This is a genomic window from Robertmurraya sp. DFI.2.37 (assembly GCF_029211245.1).
Classification (GTDB): domain Bacteria; phylum Bacillota; class Bacilli; order Bacillales; family Cytobacillaceae; genus Robertmurraya; species Robertmurraya methanolica_A.
Window position 1 is genome coordinate 58,479 of the sequence record NZ_JARGEJ010000002.1, and the last position, 16,966, is coordinate 75,444.

General features: G+C 39.1%; 10 protein-coding genes and 1 other annotated feature. Of the genes, 2 read left to right on the forward strand and 8 right to left on the reverse strand.

From position 1 onward, the window contains the following. The first annotated feature begins 4 nt into the window (after positions 1-4). Positions 5-1,567, forward strand: a complete 1,563-nt coding sequence (locus PZE06_RS01710; protein ID WP_150913663.1) for a hypothetical protein — start codon at positions 5-7, stop codon at positions 1,565-1,567. A gap of 40 nt (positions 1,568-1,607) precedes the next feature. On the opposite strand, the gene PZE06_RS01715 is transcribed toward PZE06_RS01710, so the two are convergent. From PZE06_RS01715 to PZE06_RS01735, 5 genes are all read right to left on the reverse strand, one after another. Further along, on the reverse strand, positions 1,608-3,623 hold the full coding sequence (locus PZE06_RS01715; protein WP_150913665.1) for an Ig-like domain-containing protein: 2,016 nt from the start codon (positions 3,621-3,623) through the stop codon (positions 1,608-1,610). Positions 3,624-3,755: 132 nt separating this feature from the next. After that, the gene (locus tag PZE06_RS01720; protein WP_150913667.1) at positions 3,756-5,747 is read right to left on the reverse strand and encodes a vWA domain-containing protein; all 1,992 of its coding nucleotides are present in this window, start codon (positions 5,745-5,747) and stop codon (positions 3,756-3,758) included. A 214-nt stretch (positions 5,748-5,961) separates the two neighbouring features. Further along, on the reverse strand, positions 5,962-7,680 hold the full coding sequence (locus tag PZE06_RS01725; RefSeq protein ID WP_150913669.1) for a GGDEF domain-containing protein: 1,719 nt from the start codon (positions 7,678-7,680) through the stop codon (positions 5,962-5,964). Between the two features lie 180 nt (positions 7,681-7,860). After that, on the reverse strand, positions 7,861-9,156 hold the full coding sequence (locus PZE06_RS01730) for a bifunctional folylpolyglutamate synthase/dihydrofolate synthase (protein WP_150913672.1): 1,296 nt from the start codon (positions 9,154-9,156) through the stop codon (positions 7,861-7,863). Positions 9,157-9,259: 103 nt separating this feature from the next. Continuing rightward, positions 9,260-11,905: a valine--tRNA ligase gene (locus PZE06_RS01735; protein WP_150913909.1), complete on the reverse strand. Its 2,646-nt coding sequence runs from the start codon at positions 11,903-11,905 to the stop codon at positions 9,260-9,262. A gap of 232 nt (positions 11,906-12,137) precedes the next feature. Continuing rightward, positions 12,138-12,376 (reverse strand) — a binding site (T-box leader). 375 nt (positions 12,377-12,751) lie between these two features. On the opposite strand from PZE06_RS01735, the gene PZE06_RS01740 reads away from it, so the two are divergent. Further along, a complete protein-coding gene (locus PZE06_RS01740; RefSeq protein WP_095307440.1) occupies positions 12,752-12,943 on the forward strand; it encodes a hypothetical protein in 192 nt (63 codons plus the stop codon). A 50-nt stretch (positions 12,944-12,993) separates the two neighbouring features. Here PZE06_RS01740 and ysxE read toward each other — a convergent pair whose 3' ends face one another. The 3 genes from ysxE to hemL form a co-directional block, all read right to left on the reverse strand. Beyond that, a complete protein-coding gene (ysxE, locus tag PZE06_RS01745; RefSeq protein WP_150913674.1) occupies positions 12,994-14,052 on the reverse strand; it encodes a spore coat protein YsxE in 1,059 nt (352 codons plus the stop codon). 184 nt (positions 14,053-14,236) lie between these two features. After that, positions 14,237-15,340, reverse strand: coding sequence for a stage VI sporulation protein D (spoVID, locus tag PZE06_RS01750; protein WP_150913676.1), 1,104 nt, complete (start codon positions 15,338-15,340; stop codon positions 14,237-14,239). A 326-nt stretch (positions 15,341-15,666) separates the two neighbouring features. Next, positions 15,667-16,953 (reverse strand): glutamate-1-semialdehyde 2,1-aminomutase, encoded by a 1,287-nt coding sequence (hemL, locus tag PZE06_RS01755; RefSeq protein ID WP_150913678.1) that lies wholly within the window; start codon positions 16,951-16,953, stop codon positions 15,667-15,669. Positions 16,954-16,966: the final 13 nt, after the last annotated feature.

The window sequence follows — 16,966 nt, forward strand, 5'->3', positions numbered from 1 at the left end:
CATATTGGTCAAGAATGAACGTGGCTCTACCCTTGTGGTCGTGATGCTCTTGATTTTAGTATTTACAGTGTTAGGCTTATCCATTCTTTCTACGAGTATCGGCGGTGCGAAACGAACTGAAATAAGAGAAGATCAAGTAACGAACGATTTGGATGCAATTCGTGCCCTAGGTGAGGCTGTTGCCTACATAAAGAAAACAATTGATACAGAGTTTAACCACCCTTCCGGCAACCCCGATATGTCTGTTAGTACTTATCATCACAATATTATTGAGGCTAAACTCATTCATAACCCATACGGTTATCAAATAGAAAATATAAGTGACCAGAGTGAGTACGACATTAAAGAAAATGAAGACTACACAAGGGTTTTGAAGGTTTCAAGCGGAAAATATGAGCAAATCGTTTACATAACAGGGATGCCCAGCTTCTTAAAATACGCAATCGGTTCTAGAGAAACCTTAACATTAAATGGCTCTACCTTTGTTGAGAAAGGGAATATATACGCAAATAAAAAACTCGTTATAAGCAACCAAGCTAAATACATTTATAATGGGGTTCATGACGTTGAACCGACAACGTTTCCATCTGTCAATGAAGAAAATGAGCATCAATTGTTTATTGAAGGGAATGACATAAAATATTGCCAAAACAACTGCTACATTGCGGAAGAAACCATTACAAGCTCCTTTCATCCTCTTCCTGTGGAACAAATAGAAAGAGCATTTTATCCAACTGCTCCCACTGTTTCCAAAGAAGAGGGCGAATATGTTGGTGTCGATATTGAAAAAACGTTTAAAGAAAAGCTCAAAGCAGCAGGATTTTTAAGCACTCATATTGATCCACTGCCATTGGAAATGAACGAGATTATTGCGGAAGGTCTAAATTCTCCAGCCGTTGAGGTCGTGTCCTCTTTTGAAAATCTCAATCAATCCCCAACGATCCAAAGCTATTTACGCCTTGGCGATGATGAGGAAGAGGTCTATATCGACACAAATCGCCTCGTTATCGATGATAAATCGAAATGGATTGTTATTGACGGCAACGGGATAATCGAAAATGTTGGCAATGATGTGATGGAAATTTCAGCAAATATTCTTATCACAGGTGATTTAACGATAAGAGGAGATATCGCCTTCGATTCTACCATTTATGTTCTCGGTAATACGATGATTAACAATGTGGACATTAGAGGCTTAAATAAAAGTGAACTGATCCTGATGACGAAAGGGCAACTGGAAATTGCGCGGATCAATAAATTTCTCGATGAAGTCAACTCCATTAATGCCTATCTATATACGGACGAGAATGCAGAGTTGTATGCGGTAGGTTCCTATCTTCGTGTTGAAGGAGGAATCTTTGCAAATGGAAACCTCGAAATTAACGCGTACCGCGGCAAGGCAAAAGAAAATGGTCATGCGATTGAATTTGGGAAGGGATTAGAAAATAAACCTGCCGAATCAAGACTTGTTATCAAAAATGATAAAAGACTTTTTTTAAATCAAGCACAGGGATTGCCTAAAATTGATCGATTAGAAGTGATGACCGATTTAATGAAAAAAGAATAAAAAATGCCGATTGGGCATGTACCCAATCGGCATTTTTAAGTTAATATTTATCCCCATTATTCCCGCTATTTGAACCTTTTTCGACCACTTTCACTTTTAATTCTGCTGTAAATGTATTGTCATCCTCATCTCGGACGGTGATTTTCACACCTGCATCACCAATCCTCTTCGGAATAAACTCCCCATTCGGCTCAACCTCCAATATATTTTCATTGGTTGAAGCAAAGGAAGGCTTCCCTTTAATATTAGTGGCATCCGAAGGTAAATATCTAAAATGTTGATGAACATTTTTATCTGTTGCCCCTTTTTCAATCACAAGCTCATTATCTACCTCTATGCCTGTTAATGGAGAACCGACATGAACAATAATCGTCGTGGCAACATCGCTGCCATCTTCAGCCTTAATTTCGATTTCAGCTGTTCCCGTCATCTTCCCATAGATCCGACCTGGCTCCATAATTTCAACAATAGAAGGATTTAAGGATTTCCAAGCTAGCTTTTGATTTGAGGCTTTTTTTGGCTCTATCTCAACATGAAAATCATGATATTCCAGCAGCTTTCCAATATGGAGCGGATTTGGTGTAACGGTAATTTTCTCAATTAAGATTGAATTAACCTTCAACGGGATTAGCTCTTTAATCTCATTTCCAGCAATATCAGTCGTGATGACTTGGAGATGGGTCTCACCTGGTTCTAAGCCTGTTACTTTTCCATTTTCAAACATAGCAATCGTTGGTTCCAAAATTGTAACATCAAAGTCTCTATCGGTTTCATCGTCCGGTGTTATTTTAATTTCAACGGCAAGTGATTCGCCGACATCAATCTCAATTGGATTCGGTTCAACAGATAAACCTTCCTTTACAATCGTTAACGATTTAACAATTGGATTATCATTGATACTAAAACCGCCTTTTGTTCTCACGCGAATCTCAACGAATCCCTCTAAGTCTTTAGGTAATTCAATCATTGCCATTGGGTCAAACTCATGCCAGTCCGTATCAGAACCGTCTACATTTAATTGATATTCATAGATTACCTCGTCACCAGCGACAAAGTCTATGATTTTAAACGCAATGCGTCCCTTAGTTGTATCTCCAGATTGAAGATTTTGGCTTAAGGATACATTTTTAAGCAGAAAATTTGTTTTTAAGTAGAGAATCGCTTTCGTATCATCATAATACGTAATTTCAATAGCAGTCCCCTGATTGATTAAACCCATTCCTTTTACAGCCTTTTCAATCAATATATTGTCTTGAGTCAGGATGGTTTCTGCTATCGTTGCCCCATCTTGACGACTGATTTTTTCAACTGATCCTTTGTAGTCCCCAGAATAAGTATAGTTCGTTTCATTTAATTGAACCCTCATAGAAATCCGCTGTTCATCAATATTTAAAGACTGATTTTGCTCCTTGAAACGGGAATCATGAAAATATAACTGTGCTTGCGGCATTTGCATGTATGGTAATGCCCAGTCTGCCTTTAACCTTACTTTAATCACATATTCTCCAACCGAAAAGTTTCCAGAATCATAAATAATATCATTATTTTGCAGATGGATTTCGAGCGCTCGTCCATTATTTATTGGTTGAACCGTGATCCCTTCCACGCGTTTACCATCTTTATATAGCGAAATTTGCTCATGCGTCGCTAAAGAGATTCCTTGAAAAAGCGGTTGCGTAATTTTAATATCATTGATTAGTCCGCTCGTAATTTCAGTAAATACTGTTTCAGGTCTAAGCTTGTACTCAACGAAAAATTCATTTCTTTCTGAATCGTGATTGCCAATCTTTATTAAGTTATCAGGAGAATAAAATGGATTTCCTAAAATATTCACTTCATTTAAAAAATATGGTGCCGTCTCTTCATTGACGATAACCGTAAACGGTTCGTGTTCAAAAGTCTGCAGTGTACCGTTAATATCCGTGTAGGTCATCGTCACATTATTGCGGAATTCATAGCTCCCTGCCTTCTGGAATTGCAACGGTAAAGATTGTTGAATCATCTGTGGATCTGGCTTTTCTCCTGCCGGGAATGTAATGTTAAAAGGGATTTGCACAATCTGCTCATCGTTTGTCTTGAAATTAGAATTTGGATCAACGATAACGTCTCCATTAAAAGGACTTAAATCGATCGTGACGCTTCCTGAAATATTAGAAGCATTTACTTTTCTTGAAATATCATCAAATATCTATGTTAAATTATTAGACTTCCCTTGAACAGCATATCCTCCCGTCTTAGCGGACATATTTCTTAATAGTTCGAAATCCACTTCACCTTCCTGGGCAAAGCCAATGCTGTACAGTGTAATTCCATTACTTCCAAGAGTATCAGAAATATTTAACGCCTGTTCTCTTATAATTCTTTTTACTTCTGCCAACGGAGCGTTGACACCATTTTTCCTCGCTGTTTGATTCGTAAATATTTCATAGCGATCGTTATTGTGCGTAAGGACAGTTGGCTCCCCATCTGTTAAAAAGATTATATACTTGCTTCTATTGCTTCCTTGGATAAATTTTCTCATTGCTTCAGTCAATGCCGCATTGTAGTTTGTACCCCCGGTTGAAACACCACCTGAATCTAAATCACCAATCGCATTTTTAATATTATTTAAACCTTCAAGCGGGAAGATATTGATTCTTTTCTCACCCCAACAGTAACCTAGAAAACAATTTGCTCCTGCTTTTGTTTTTCTACTGACTTCACTGTCAAAGGGAACAAAGTAAAACTTATCTTCGGCTTTTGAATTCATTTCGAAATAGTTTATGGCTGATTGCAAAGCATGTTTTGCCGTTGTATCACGCCGTGCACCATCAAATAGTTCAGCCATCGAGCCCGATGTGTCATGGACAAAAACGACATCAATCGGCAATCTTTCGTCCTTAGGTGCCATTCCCTTCCCGGTAATCGTAATATCGATGTTCCCTTTTGCATTATCATGAGGCGGTTTGACAAATTCCTCCGAAGATGGTTTTACTGCAAAGCTCGCCCCTGGAATGGAATTCATATCCTGATTTACTTTTATGGTAACAGGAGCATGCCTCTTTGCCGTGGTCAGTCCATCATACTGTAGTTCGATATGCTCGAAAGAATAGGTGCCTGCTTTATGAAAAATTAATGGTAGCGATGTTGCTATATTACTGGGATCTGGCTCAGCGCCAACTGGAAATGTAAACCTAAACGGGATATGCACCACTTGATTATCATCTACTATCGCATCCGCATCAGGAGCAACAGTAACGTCTCCATTAAATTTCCGCAAATCGACCGTCACTTCACCACTAATTGTATAACTATCGATTTTCTTGGAAATCTCTTGAAATATATTTGTCAAATTGGTAGGGGTTGCTCGGACAGCTGTGGCGCCGGTAATCGATGACATGCTTTCCAATAATTGAAAATCGATCTCATCCTCTCTAGCAAAACCAATGCTATACATCGTAATATTATCTGCTGCTAACTGTCTGCTCGTTTCCTTAGCAATACGATGAATCAATTCTCTTGTTTTTGTATAGTTTCCCCTTGAAGTTACTCCATTGTATAAAGCGGTTCCGTTTGTGTATAATATGTACTTATAATTTCCGTAATTTAAAACGGTCGGTTCCCCATCTGTAAGAAAGACAATATATTTATTTTTATTATTGCTTTGCATTAACTTGCTCTTTGCGTACTCAAGAGTCTGTGTATAATTGGTACCGCCTATGTTATTCGATTCAAGCTTGCCGAGCAAGCCTTCGATATTTTTTAAGCCCTCTACGACTTTTACCTGTCCACTCGTACGGACATTATCATTGAACGGAATAAAGAAAAAACGATCTCCAGATACTTGATTATCTTTAGCGCTAAAATAAGTAAGCGCACTCGCTAATGCATTCTTTGCACTCGTAGATTTCCTCTTATTCTCAAAAAAGTCATCCATCGATCCTGATGTATCATATACAAATGCGACGTCAATTGGCTCTCTCTGCTTCTGACCAACAGTCCCTTTAGGAACTAAATCAATATTAAGCGCCCCCTCAGCCATGCTATCGGCATTTAAAGTAAGCTCTGCTGATGACGGCGATACAGAAAAATGAACATCCGGTTGACTTGCTGCTTCTATGGGTAGAGGCTGTAAAAACATAGATGATAGTAAAAATAGAATAATAAACCCAATCGAAATGTTCTTTAACCTATTTCTCATAAATTCCCCTCCCTTGACTACGTCATACGTTCTGAGTCTTTATTACTACTATTATACCAATTATTAGTTATAATCAATAGGGAATTTGTTAAATATTCGTAGAGAGCACTCTAATTTTTTCCTTTTTTTGCACCTGTTCACCCTAAAACTGAAGCTTCTATCGAAAAACGGCAAAAAAATAAGAGCAAGTCCCTTTTTTTCTGGGCTTCCACTCTTATTTCACATATTCTGCTACCTTATTCCGTCCATTCCGTTTTGCTCCCACATAAAGCGCCCGATCAGCATGGCGAATTAAGGACATGGAATCATCCGCATCCTCTGGAGCTGAAGCCACTCCAATGGACGCTGTCAGGTGAACAGTAATTTCAGTTTTTGTATCTTCAATATGTCGAGAGAGGATAAATGGACGATTGGCGATCATCTGCCTCACAAATTCAGCAATATTCAACGCTGCTTTCTTATCAACATCAGGAAGAATAATAACAAATTCCTCACCGCCAAATCTGGCTACAATTCCCGTTTTCGTATCAATCAGCCCAGAAAGACGTTGCGCAAGCTGGAAGAGAATTTCATTGCCACTCTGATGACCGTAGCGATCGTTAATATTTTTAAAATGATCAATATCCAATAAAATAACAGAAAGATGTTTTCTTTTGCCATTCGTTAAAAGAAGATATTCCGTTTCTAAAGCACGCTCCATATATCGATAGTTATAAAGCTTTGTAAGGGCACAACGCTCACTATCTTCTTTTGTTCGTTCATAGTGCTTGGCATTTTCAATCGCAACCGCGAAATACGAACTAAGAATATCAACAATCATAAGCTGTGCTTTTTCATAGGCTCTTTTTTGTTCCGATGCGAGAAGAAGGATGCCGATCACCTCGTTGCTACGAACAATTGGCACACATATAATGCTTTCTGCAGACACAGGCATATATCCATGCACAATGCCTTTCCACTCTCTTTTTGAATTGTATAAAACAGCCTTTCCAGTCGACCAAACATGTCCACTTATTCCTTGATTTATAAATTGTGGAGAAATTTCCAGTGATTGCTCCCCATTTTTCTCCACGCTTCTCAATAATTGTAATTCATCGTCGATAATATCTAAAATATGAGCATAATCAACCGGAAACATTTCAGTCAATCTTTGGATAAACAAATCAAGTACTTCTTCTACATGTAAACGTTCAGCTAATTCATGTCCAATTTCGGTCGCTTTCTGTAAATTTTGGTTCACCTTATTACTAGAATGGTATAAATTTAATATGATCGATAGGCTTGCAAAAGGAATACCAACAAAAATAACAGCGATTGCCCCTACTTCTTGATATAAAATATACAAAATCAATCCGATAGGCAATGTAATAGCACTTGATAATGCTTCCCAAATAAAATCTTTGTCAAAGAGAGCTCTTTTTTTCCTCTGAACAAGATAAGCAATAAACTTTAGAAGAAAATGATTTAAGAGAAAATAAGTGCAGGCGTATGCAAACGCTAATACGAGATTGAACGGATTGCTCAAAATATCGATTCCATGGGTTCCACCGAGAGCATAATATACAACCCCACTGCCGACTGAAGTAATAAAAAACATGAGCCAATTTAATGGATAGCGGTGCAATTGTTCCCTCGGAACGCGTATTCTTAAAAGGAGGACAACAATGGCAATCTGCATTAAGATAACTTCAACGAAGAGGCCAAAAATGAGAAAGACTGTAAGTGAGACCCATTGTATATAAAATATTGGCGTATTGTTGATAATCATTGGTGTCCCAGCAACAAAGCATGTTAATACCAAAAATCCTAACAGTTCAAAACTTATTGCAGATACAAGAGGAGGGAAAAAATAATATACGAGCCAACTACCAGCGGGTACAATAAGAAGCCATAAAATCCATATAATCCTCTTTACATGCGGCCTCAGCAACATTATCCCTCCCTCTTCTCAGTTTAAACGCAAATCAAATTAAAACTATCTATTATTTTTGCTTCATTCTTTTCATACTATTAACGACCATACATTAACAAATTTTAGCAAATATTTGCACAATCGTACTCATTAGTTTAACAAATTTTCTAACTTTTGTCATATATTTTACGTATTCACGTACTAAATGATCGTATTTATAAATGGTTTTACTTCAGATAAAAAATAGAGAGAGCCTGTGATAATAAGCATTTCATTACTTTGCAGTGCATGCAGCTCTTCTATAATTGCCTTTTGCCAATCGCCTTCCGCTCGTTTATGGACCAAGCTACTAAACTGATAGAGCTCCTCTGCACTTGCCGCTCGGGGAAAGTCAAAGCTCACGAATGTAATCATCTGGGAGACCGAGTCTAGCTTCTTAATCATATTATCTACTTTTTTATCACCAAGGGCAGCAAAAATCAGCCTTTTTTTTCGTTCAGGAAAGCGGCGCTTTAATTCCACTACTAGCGTTTCAATCCCCTCTTCATTATGGGCTCCATCCAGGACGATTAATGGGGCAGAGGAGACGATTTCAAATCTTCCAGGCCAGTATGCTTTTTTCAACCCTTGACGAATATCCTCTTCGGTAATATTGTAAGAAGCTGCTAAAAGAATGGCTGCTTCAACTGCTAAAGCGGCATTTTCCGTTTGGTGCCGTCCGAGCATTCTTATTTCTAAATTCTCTAAATAACTTTTTGACGTTTGCAGGGAAAATTGTTCACCTTTATCAAGTGATGCGTGATTGTCAATAAAAAAATGCTCTCCAAGACGATGTATGGCGGCATCCATTTGCACCGCTTTTTCTTTAATAACGTTAAATGCTTCCTCCTGCTTAACTGCCGTTAAAATTGGGATATGTGGCTTTATGATTCCCGCTTTTTCAAAGGCGATTTGCTCATAGCTATTCCCTAAAATATTTATGTGATCGAGGCCGATGCTTGTAATAATCGATACTTGCGGTGTGATAATATTGGTAGAATCAAACCTGCCACCAAGTCCAACCTCATAAATAGCAAGATCGACTGGAGCGACCTCAGCAAAATAGTAAAAGCTCATGGCGGTAATCACTTCAAATTCAGTTGGTGAGCCAAGCTCCGTCTGCTCTAATTCATCACTTAGTGGTTTAATCACATTTGTTATCTTGACCAAATCTTCCTCACTGATAGAATGACCATTAATCGAAATTCGCTCATTAAAGTGTTCAAAATAAGGAGAGGTGAAGGTTCCAACCTTTAAACCTGCCTCTTGCAAAATCGAGCGTAAATACGTTACCGTCGAGCCCTTCCCATTCGTTCCTCCAATATGTATGGTCGGCATTTTTTTTTCTGGATGATCTAGCTTATCCATCATCCATTCCATTCTTTTTAATCCTGGCTTGACCCCTAATCTTAAGCGTGAATGAATCCAATTCAACGCTTCCTCGTAAAACTGAAACATGTCGTTTCCACCTTTTTCCATTATGCTAGATCACATGATATAAACCAATATCCTTTCAGACAGTGAAGACGAACCCGCCAAACGGATTCGCCCTCACACCTACTCATTGACCCTTTAACTCTTTAATGCGAAGCTCCACAGCTGCCCTTTTCTCTAAATAATCTGCTTCCTTTGCTCTTTCCTCAGCAATCACTTTTTCTGGAGCTTTCTTCACAAAGCCCTCATTGCTTAGTTTCTTTTGAACCCTTTCCACTTCTTTATTCCATTTATCAAGCTCTTTTTCAAGACGTGCAATTTCTTCAGCTATGTTAATTAAACCTTCAAGTGGTAAAATAATTTCTGCTCCAGTAACCACTGCCGTCATCGCTTTATCAGGAATCAGAATATCCTTGCCCATTTTAAGTTCTTCTGGATTACAGAACCGTTCTAAATAGGAACGATTTTTATCCAACACCTGCAGAAGAAGGTCATCCTTTACTTTGACAAGCATGTTAATTTTCTTGCTCATCGGTGTATTTACTTCGGCACGAATATTTCGGACTGAACGAATGATTTCCACCAACAATTTCATTTCAGAAGCTGCTTCACTGTCAGAAAGGTTTTCGTTCACTTCAGGCCATTTAGCTGTTGTAATAGACTCACCTTGATGTGGTAGGTTTTGCCAAATTTCCTCGGTAATGAAAGGCATGAATGGATGAAGCAGGCGCATTGTATTATCCAGCACATATGCTAAAATTGAGCGCGTCGTCTTTTTCGCAGCTTCATCATCCCCGTATAACGGTAGCTTCGCCATTTCAATATACCAATCACAGAAATCATCCCAAATGAAATTATAAAGAACTCGGCCAACCTCACCAAATTCATAACGTTCAGATAGTCTCGTTACAGTATCAATGGTCTCATTTGAACGAGTAAGTATCCATTTATCTGCTACTGATTTTTCACCACTTAAATCAATTTCTTCAAACTTTAGACCGTTCATATTCATTAAAGCGAAGCGTGATGCATTCCAAATTTTATTAGCAAAATTCCAAGTTGCTTCGACCTTTTCCATGCTAAAGCGTAAATCTTGACCTGGTGAGCTTCCCGTTGAAAGGAAGTAACGTAAAGAGTCAGCTCCATATTGTGCAATAACATCCATAGGGTCAACGCCATTGCCTAATGACTTACTCATTTTTCTGCCTTGTGCATCTCTAACTAAACCATGAATGAGTACATCCTTAAATGGACGCTCATCTGTAAATTCAAGCCCTTGGAAAATCATTCTCGATACCCAGAAGAAAATGATATCATAGCCTGTTACAAGTGCTGCCGTTGGATAGTAACGCTTGAAATCAGCAGATTCTGTGTCCGGCCAGCCCATCGTCGAAAACGGCCACAATGCGGAACTGAACCATGTATCTAAAACATCGTTATCCTGCTCCCAATTTTCTATATCAGCAGGTGGTTCATGGTCGACATAAACCTCACCCGTTTCCTTGTGATACCAGGCTGGAATGCGATGTCCCCACCAAAGCTGGCGAGAAATACACCAATCGCGAATATTTTCCATCCAGTGTAAATACGTCTTTTCAAAACGGTCTGGGACAAAATGCACTTTTTCTTCCTTCTGTTGAAGGGCAATCGCTTCATCAGCGAGAGGCTGCATTTTGACAAACCATTGCGTTGATAAATATGGCTCGACAACGGCACCACTACGTTCCGAATGGCCCACAGAGTGCATATGTTCTTCAATTTTGAAAAGAACTCCTTGTTCTTGCAAATCCTTCACGATTTGCTTACGGCATTCAAAGCGATCCATCCCGTTATATTTCCCTGCTTTTTCATTCATTGTACCGTCTTCATTCATCACAAGTACACGTTCAAGATTATGGCGATTTCCTAATTCAAAGTCATTCGGATCATGGGCTGGTGTTATTTTTACTGCCCCTGAACCAAACTCCATATCTACATAGTCATCAGCTACAATTGGAATTTCGCGGCCAACAATTGGGAGAACCACTTTTTTGCCGATTAAATGCTTGTAGCGTTCATCTTCTGGATGAACTGCAACCGCCGTATCACCAAGCATTGTTTCGGGACGAGTAGTCGCTACTTCAATCGAACCTGAGCCATCTGCAAGAGGATAATTCATATGATAAAACGCACCTTGAACATCCTTATAAATAACCTCGATATCAGATAATGCTGTTTTGGTGGACGGATCCCAGTTAATAATGTATTCTCCGCGATAAATAAGTCCTTTTTTATATAAGGAAACAAACACTTCGCGGACCGCTTTCGACAGTCCTTCATCAAGAGTAAAGCGCTCTCGACTATAGTCTAAACCAAGCCCTAGCTTCGCCCATTGTGCACGGATATGAGCAGCATACTCTTCCTTCCACTTCCATGTTTCTTCAACAAATTTATCTCTACCTAAATCATACCGGCTTACCCCTTCTTGGCGGAGCTTTTCCTCAACTTTTGCTTGTGTCGCAATCCCCGCATGGTCCATCCCTGGCAGCCATAAAACGTCATAGCCTTGCATTCTTTTCATACGGGTTAATATATCCTGCAATGTCGTATCCCAGGCGTGTCCTAAGTGAAGCTTGCCTGTTACATTTGGTGGAGGAATGACGATGGTATACGGTTCTTTTTTCTCATCACTTTGTGCTTCAAAAAACTTTCCCTTTACCCACCAATCGTAACGGCCCTTCTCAATCGTATTCGGGTCATACTTCGTTGGCATCGATAGCTCATTTGTTTCCATTTCATTCTTCCTTTCTTCTTCCTTTTTCATTTCAAAACCTAAAGCGCTCTCTCCATCGCCGTACATAACTGAAAGGACCTCTACTAAAATAAAATAAAGAAAATTGGCGGTTGCAAGCACCTCAGGTTTGCTAGGCGATTAGCGCTGGATCAGCAGATACACTTCATTAAAAAGTGATCTACAACGGCGAAAACTTTCATTTCCCGATGAAACAAAAAACTCCATTCGTCATTAAAAGGACGAATGGAGTATGCTTCGCGGTACCACCTTTTTTCCAATCCATTTTATAAAAAAATCGATTGGCGCTTAACAAGATAACGGATTCCCCGTCTTTTACTACTTGAAAATCATTCGTTCGCAAAAGATGCTCAAGGGCGACTTCCACTGGTATTGCTTAGAAAACCTTTCAGCTCATGGTTTTCCTCTCTTAAAGCAAGGAACCAACGTACTATTCCCTATCATAGCAGTATAACTCTATTTGTATAATCAATATACTACATAAAAACAAAGACTGACGTCAATAAGGATAACCGATTTTTTTTTAGTATATACAGTTTTTCAGAAAATGACACTTCATTGAGAGGAAACGTACGTCAAAAAAGACTATGTTAGATAGGAATTCCGGAAATTTTTGGGGTGATTCCAGAATTTCATGGCGGAATTCCAGAAAATTCACAAATAATTCCGGAATTTCATGACATAATTCCGGAAATTCCACCAATATTTCCGGACTCAACTTCAATCAGACTAACAAAGCTTCAACAACGTTTTTCGCACATTCCCAAATCAAAGGACATAGATTAAGTAATAAGGAAAATTCCTATTGGGGAAAAGGGGGAAGAGATTGTGAGGAGAAAATATAATCCATATGCACTTCCACCGTGGTTGAAAAAATCTCGAGACGTCCTGCATCAATTTGCTATTCCATTTTGCATATTTCAAGGGATACGTACGATTTTATTTCCAACTGCATTCGATGTCCTGTTTTTAATTGCTCTTGTCTTGATTACAGTAGCTCTTAAAATTGAGTTATTATAACGGTGGAACAATCTATCTTAAAGATTGTTCCTCGGGTCGGTTTACAAATCCTATCCTTGGGTATCACCTTGAGATTGCGCTTCGGCTTGAGCTTCCTTTTCAAGCCGTTTTTGTCTTTCTATTTCATCAATACGCATAACGATATATTCTGTGTTTTTTAGGTGCCAATAATGCCTTTGTAATTTTTGAACATATTTTCGCTCATCTCTATTTCGCGATTTATAATATTCTTCCACAACCGCTAAAAATCCATGAGGATGGGAGAAATAACTTAAAAAGAGATTTAATTCGTCGTCCCTTAAAGGAAAATATTTAAAATAAGTGTAAATCCAATCAACGCAATCTTCATTTGATTTCGGGTACGTTTTTAATGTTCTTGATAAAAATGGTAACAAATCATGCATCGGTGAACTTTGCTTGCTATTTTCAAAGTTTGTAAAATAGCCATAGCCTTTGTCGTCATAAAGGAAATGCTCAGTTGAAAGCTTGCCATGTGCTAAAACAACTCTTGCCTTCTCATCATCCTTTGTTTTTTCATACCATTCCTTAAATTTATTGGAGGAAAAACGCAATGCTTGACTGATATCATGATAATAAAGACAAAACAGGAGTTCAAATGGCGACATATACCACTTTCCCTCACATTGCTCTAAAAACCCCTCAAGAAATTCATTCTCTTTATCCCACTCACGAATCGTATTTTCATAATGCTCATTTTTCTCTTCTTTATCAATCGTAACCTCGCGAACTGATAATGTATGCAGCCGCGCAAGTTCTCGGAACATTTGCTGATGAATCTCGTTGCGATCCTCTTTTATTTCATTGGGAAGCCAAGGCATTAAATAGTACAAATTTTTCCCATGTATCACCGCATATCTTCCATCGAGAGTCGGATAAATAGGAATAATACGATTGAAGCCTTTTTGATAGAGAAATTGAATATGCTTAATAAAATCGGTTCCTTGTTGAGGAGTTATTTTTTTTAAAGCAAATACGCCTTTATTGGAATAAATTCTCTTTACCTTTTGAAAGCCTTCTACAAAATGGGGCTGAATTCCATAATGACTTAAAATCGGTTCAACTTCCTGTAAATGATTCGTCTCACTCATACGAACTCACTTCTTTCCATAGGCTAATTACTAAGCCAGTACAATAGAACTTTAGTGAAACAGTGATGGTTATGTCATCGTATTTTCTTCCCCGAAATTCTCATGCAACATAGATAAAACAGGACGAGCAGGTTTTCACCGACCAACCCACCCAGCCTGTTTTTGAATAAACTCGATCAAATGATTAATTATGGGTAACGGTAGCAGGGATGTATAGAACCTGCCCCTCGAACACATCTTGATTCACCTCTAGATGATTGAATTTTAAAAGCTGCTGTGTCGAGATTTCATAACGTTCTGCGATGACATCGAGCGTATCTCCGCTTTGAACAATGCAAACTTTCAAACGAGCAACAGCCTCTTCATCTTCTTTTCTAGCTAAAAATTCGGTAATCGAGATCCCTTGTTTTTTTGATTTCTTCTTTTTCTTTTTTGCAACTTCTTCGGATGATGAAGAAGAGGATTCTTCATCGGCTGGACTTTCATACTCATGCTCAGCCTGCTCTACTTCCTCTAGCTGAGCGGTTGCTGGCTCATTGGGAGTAAATTCATATCTTTGTGGGGCAAATGATACATCTGGAACAGTTTTGATTGCCTCAGATTCTTGCTCATACACCTGCAGCGTCGGCGCCTTATCAAGTTCTAATAATGAAGGAGCTGGCTCTGCTTCATTCTGCTCTTCTTCAGGAGATTTTCGCGCTTCTGCTACAAATGGTGCAAACAGATCATTTGCAGGGAGAACAGTCTCTTCAGCTGGTTGTACTTCTTCGACTTCCTCAAGCTTCAATTCCTGTTTCGGCGGTTCTTCCTCTCGGTATGCAAGCTCAAGTTCTGAAGGTTCCGCTTGAACCTCTGGCTCATCGCTTTTTAACCCTGTTATTGTTAAGTCCGCTGTTAACTTCATACAGCTTTGTTCAGGGAAAAGATAATCAAAGGATTCAATTTCCACGTCTAGATCGTAAATGTTAGCAATACGGTGAACAGGAATGGTAATATCAACTGGAAAGCGGTGAGAAAACTGAGTAATCCCTTCTTCTCTGTTCTCGATTTGTTGGACGAATTTAGGTGATAATGGTATCTCTTCCTCCACCTCAGCTTCTGTTTCTTTCCGTTTATATTCCCCGCTAAGTTGTAATTCCCCTTCAATCGTTACATAATCGTCATTTTCATGAATGGTTATATTTGGATCAAGCGAAATCGTGATAAGCTCCGCTACTTCCTGTCCTTTTTGAAACCAAACAGATTCTTCCAAGGAAAACCGTAAGAAAGATTCATTTCCTTCAGACAAAGCGACTCCTCCTTTCATTTCCTCTCATCAATCACCATGTCATTAACAATTTATGAGACAGAAAATCTTTTTATGATAAAAATTCAGAGAAAAGAACAAAAGCTCAAGGCGCATTCGGAGCCATTATGATTCCTGCTAGGATAAGCGCGCTGAGTTTTCTTTTGCGCTCACACCATCAAAGCTATTTCGAGATAAAAAAACTAAGAGGGACTTGACGTAGTGATCGGTTGGATACGAAATTTTACGACGAAAAAATATCGCACAATGGGGAAAAAGCCTGAACTCTAGCAGATAGAAGCTAGAGTTCAGGCCATCAAGAAAAATGCTTATTTAAGTTTGGAAAACGCTACTTCTGCAGCAGCAATTGTTTTATCAATGTCCTCATCACTATGTGCTGTTGAAAGGAAGAGACCTTCAAACTGGGAAGGAGGCAAGAAAACACCTTGATTTGCCATTTCCTGATAATAGGAAGCAAAAAAGTCCAAATTAGACGTTTTGGCTGCTTCATAGTTGATGACATCTTCTTTCGTAAAAAAGAAACCAATCATCGAACCGGCTCGATTAACTGTAATTGGAACTCCATATTTATCAGCTGCCGCTTTTAATCCAGTTTCAAGAATATCTGCTTTACGTTCAAACTCTTGGTAGCTTTCTGGTGTTAACTGACTTAAAGTTTCAAACCCCGCTGTCATCGCTAGAGGATTTCCAGATAGCGTTCCAGCTTGATAAATCGGTCCGCTTGGAGCAATTTGCTCCATAATATCAGCGCGTCCACCATACGCTCCAACTGGTAGTCCTCCGCCAATTACTTTGCCTAAACAAGTTAAGTCTGGTGTCACATTAAAGTAGCCTTGTGCACAATTGTAGCCGACACGGAATCCAGTCATCACTTCATCAAAAATGAGCAGGGTGCCATTTTCCTTCGTAATTTCACGAAGCCCTTCTAAAAAACCAGGCAGTGGTGGAACAACCCCCATATTTCCAGCAACAGGCTCCACAATAACTCCAGCCAAATCATCACCAAATTGTTCGAAAGCAAACTTTACACTTTCAAGATCGTTATATGGAACGGTTATGGTATTTTTGGCGATCCCTTCAGGAACACCAGGGCTGTCTGGCAAACCTAACGTGGCAACACCTGAACCTGCTTTAATTAAGAGAGAATCCCCATGTCCGTGGTAGCAGCCTTCAAACTTCAATATTTTATTGCGTCCAGTATATCCGCGGGCAAGGCGAAGGGCACTCATCGTTGCTTCAGTACCAGAGGATACCATCCGGACAACCTCAATAGAAGGGACACGTTCTATCACAAGTTTGGCTAATTCATTCTCCATTATTGTTGGTGCACCGAAACTCGTACCTAATTCCGCCACCTTTTTCAATGCTTCAACGACACGGTCATTTGTATGACCAAGAATTAATGGACCCCATGACAATACATAATCAATGTATTCATTCCCATCAATATCATAGATTTTAGAGCCTTTTCCCCTTTCCATAAAAATTGGGTCCATATTGACCGATTTAAAAGCACGGACAGGACTATTCACCCCTCCAGGCATTAATTCCTTTGCTTCTTGAAAGGCAGCAATTGATTTATCATAAGAACGCATCTTCATCCCTCAT

Excerpts from the sequence above, each read along its gene's own strand:
- hemL (WP_150913678.1), bottom strand. The coding sequence starts at position 16,953 with ATGCGTTCTTATGATAAATCAATTGCTGCCTTTCAAGAAGCAAAGGAA.
- PZE06_RS01725 (WP_150913669.1), bottom strand. The coding sequence starts at position 7,680 with ATGTTGCTGAGGCCGCATGTAAAGAGGATTATATGGATTTTATGGCTT.
- ysxE (WP_150913674.1), bottom strand. The coding sequence starts at position 14,052 with ATGAGTGAGACGAATCATTTACAGGAAGTTGAACCGATTTTAAGTCAT.
- PZE06_RS01720 (WP_150913667.1), bottom strand. The coding sequence starts at position 5,747 with ATGAGAAATAGGTTAAAGAACATTTCGATTGGGTTTATTATTCTATTT.
- PZE06_RS01735 (WP_150913909.1), bottom strand. The coding sequence starts at position 11,905 with ATGGAAACAAATGAGCTATCGATGCCAACGAAGTATGACCCGAATACG.
- PZE06_RS01730 (WP_150913672.1), bottom strand. The coding sequence starts at position 9,156 with ATGTTTCAGTTTTACGAGGAAGCGTTGAATTGGATTCATTCACGCTTA.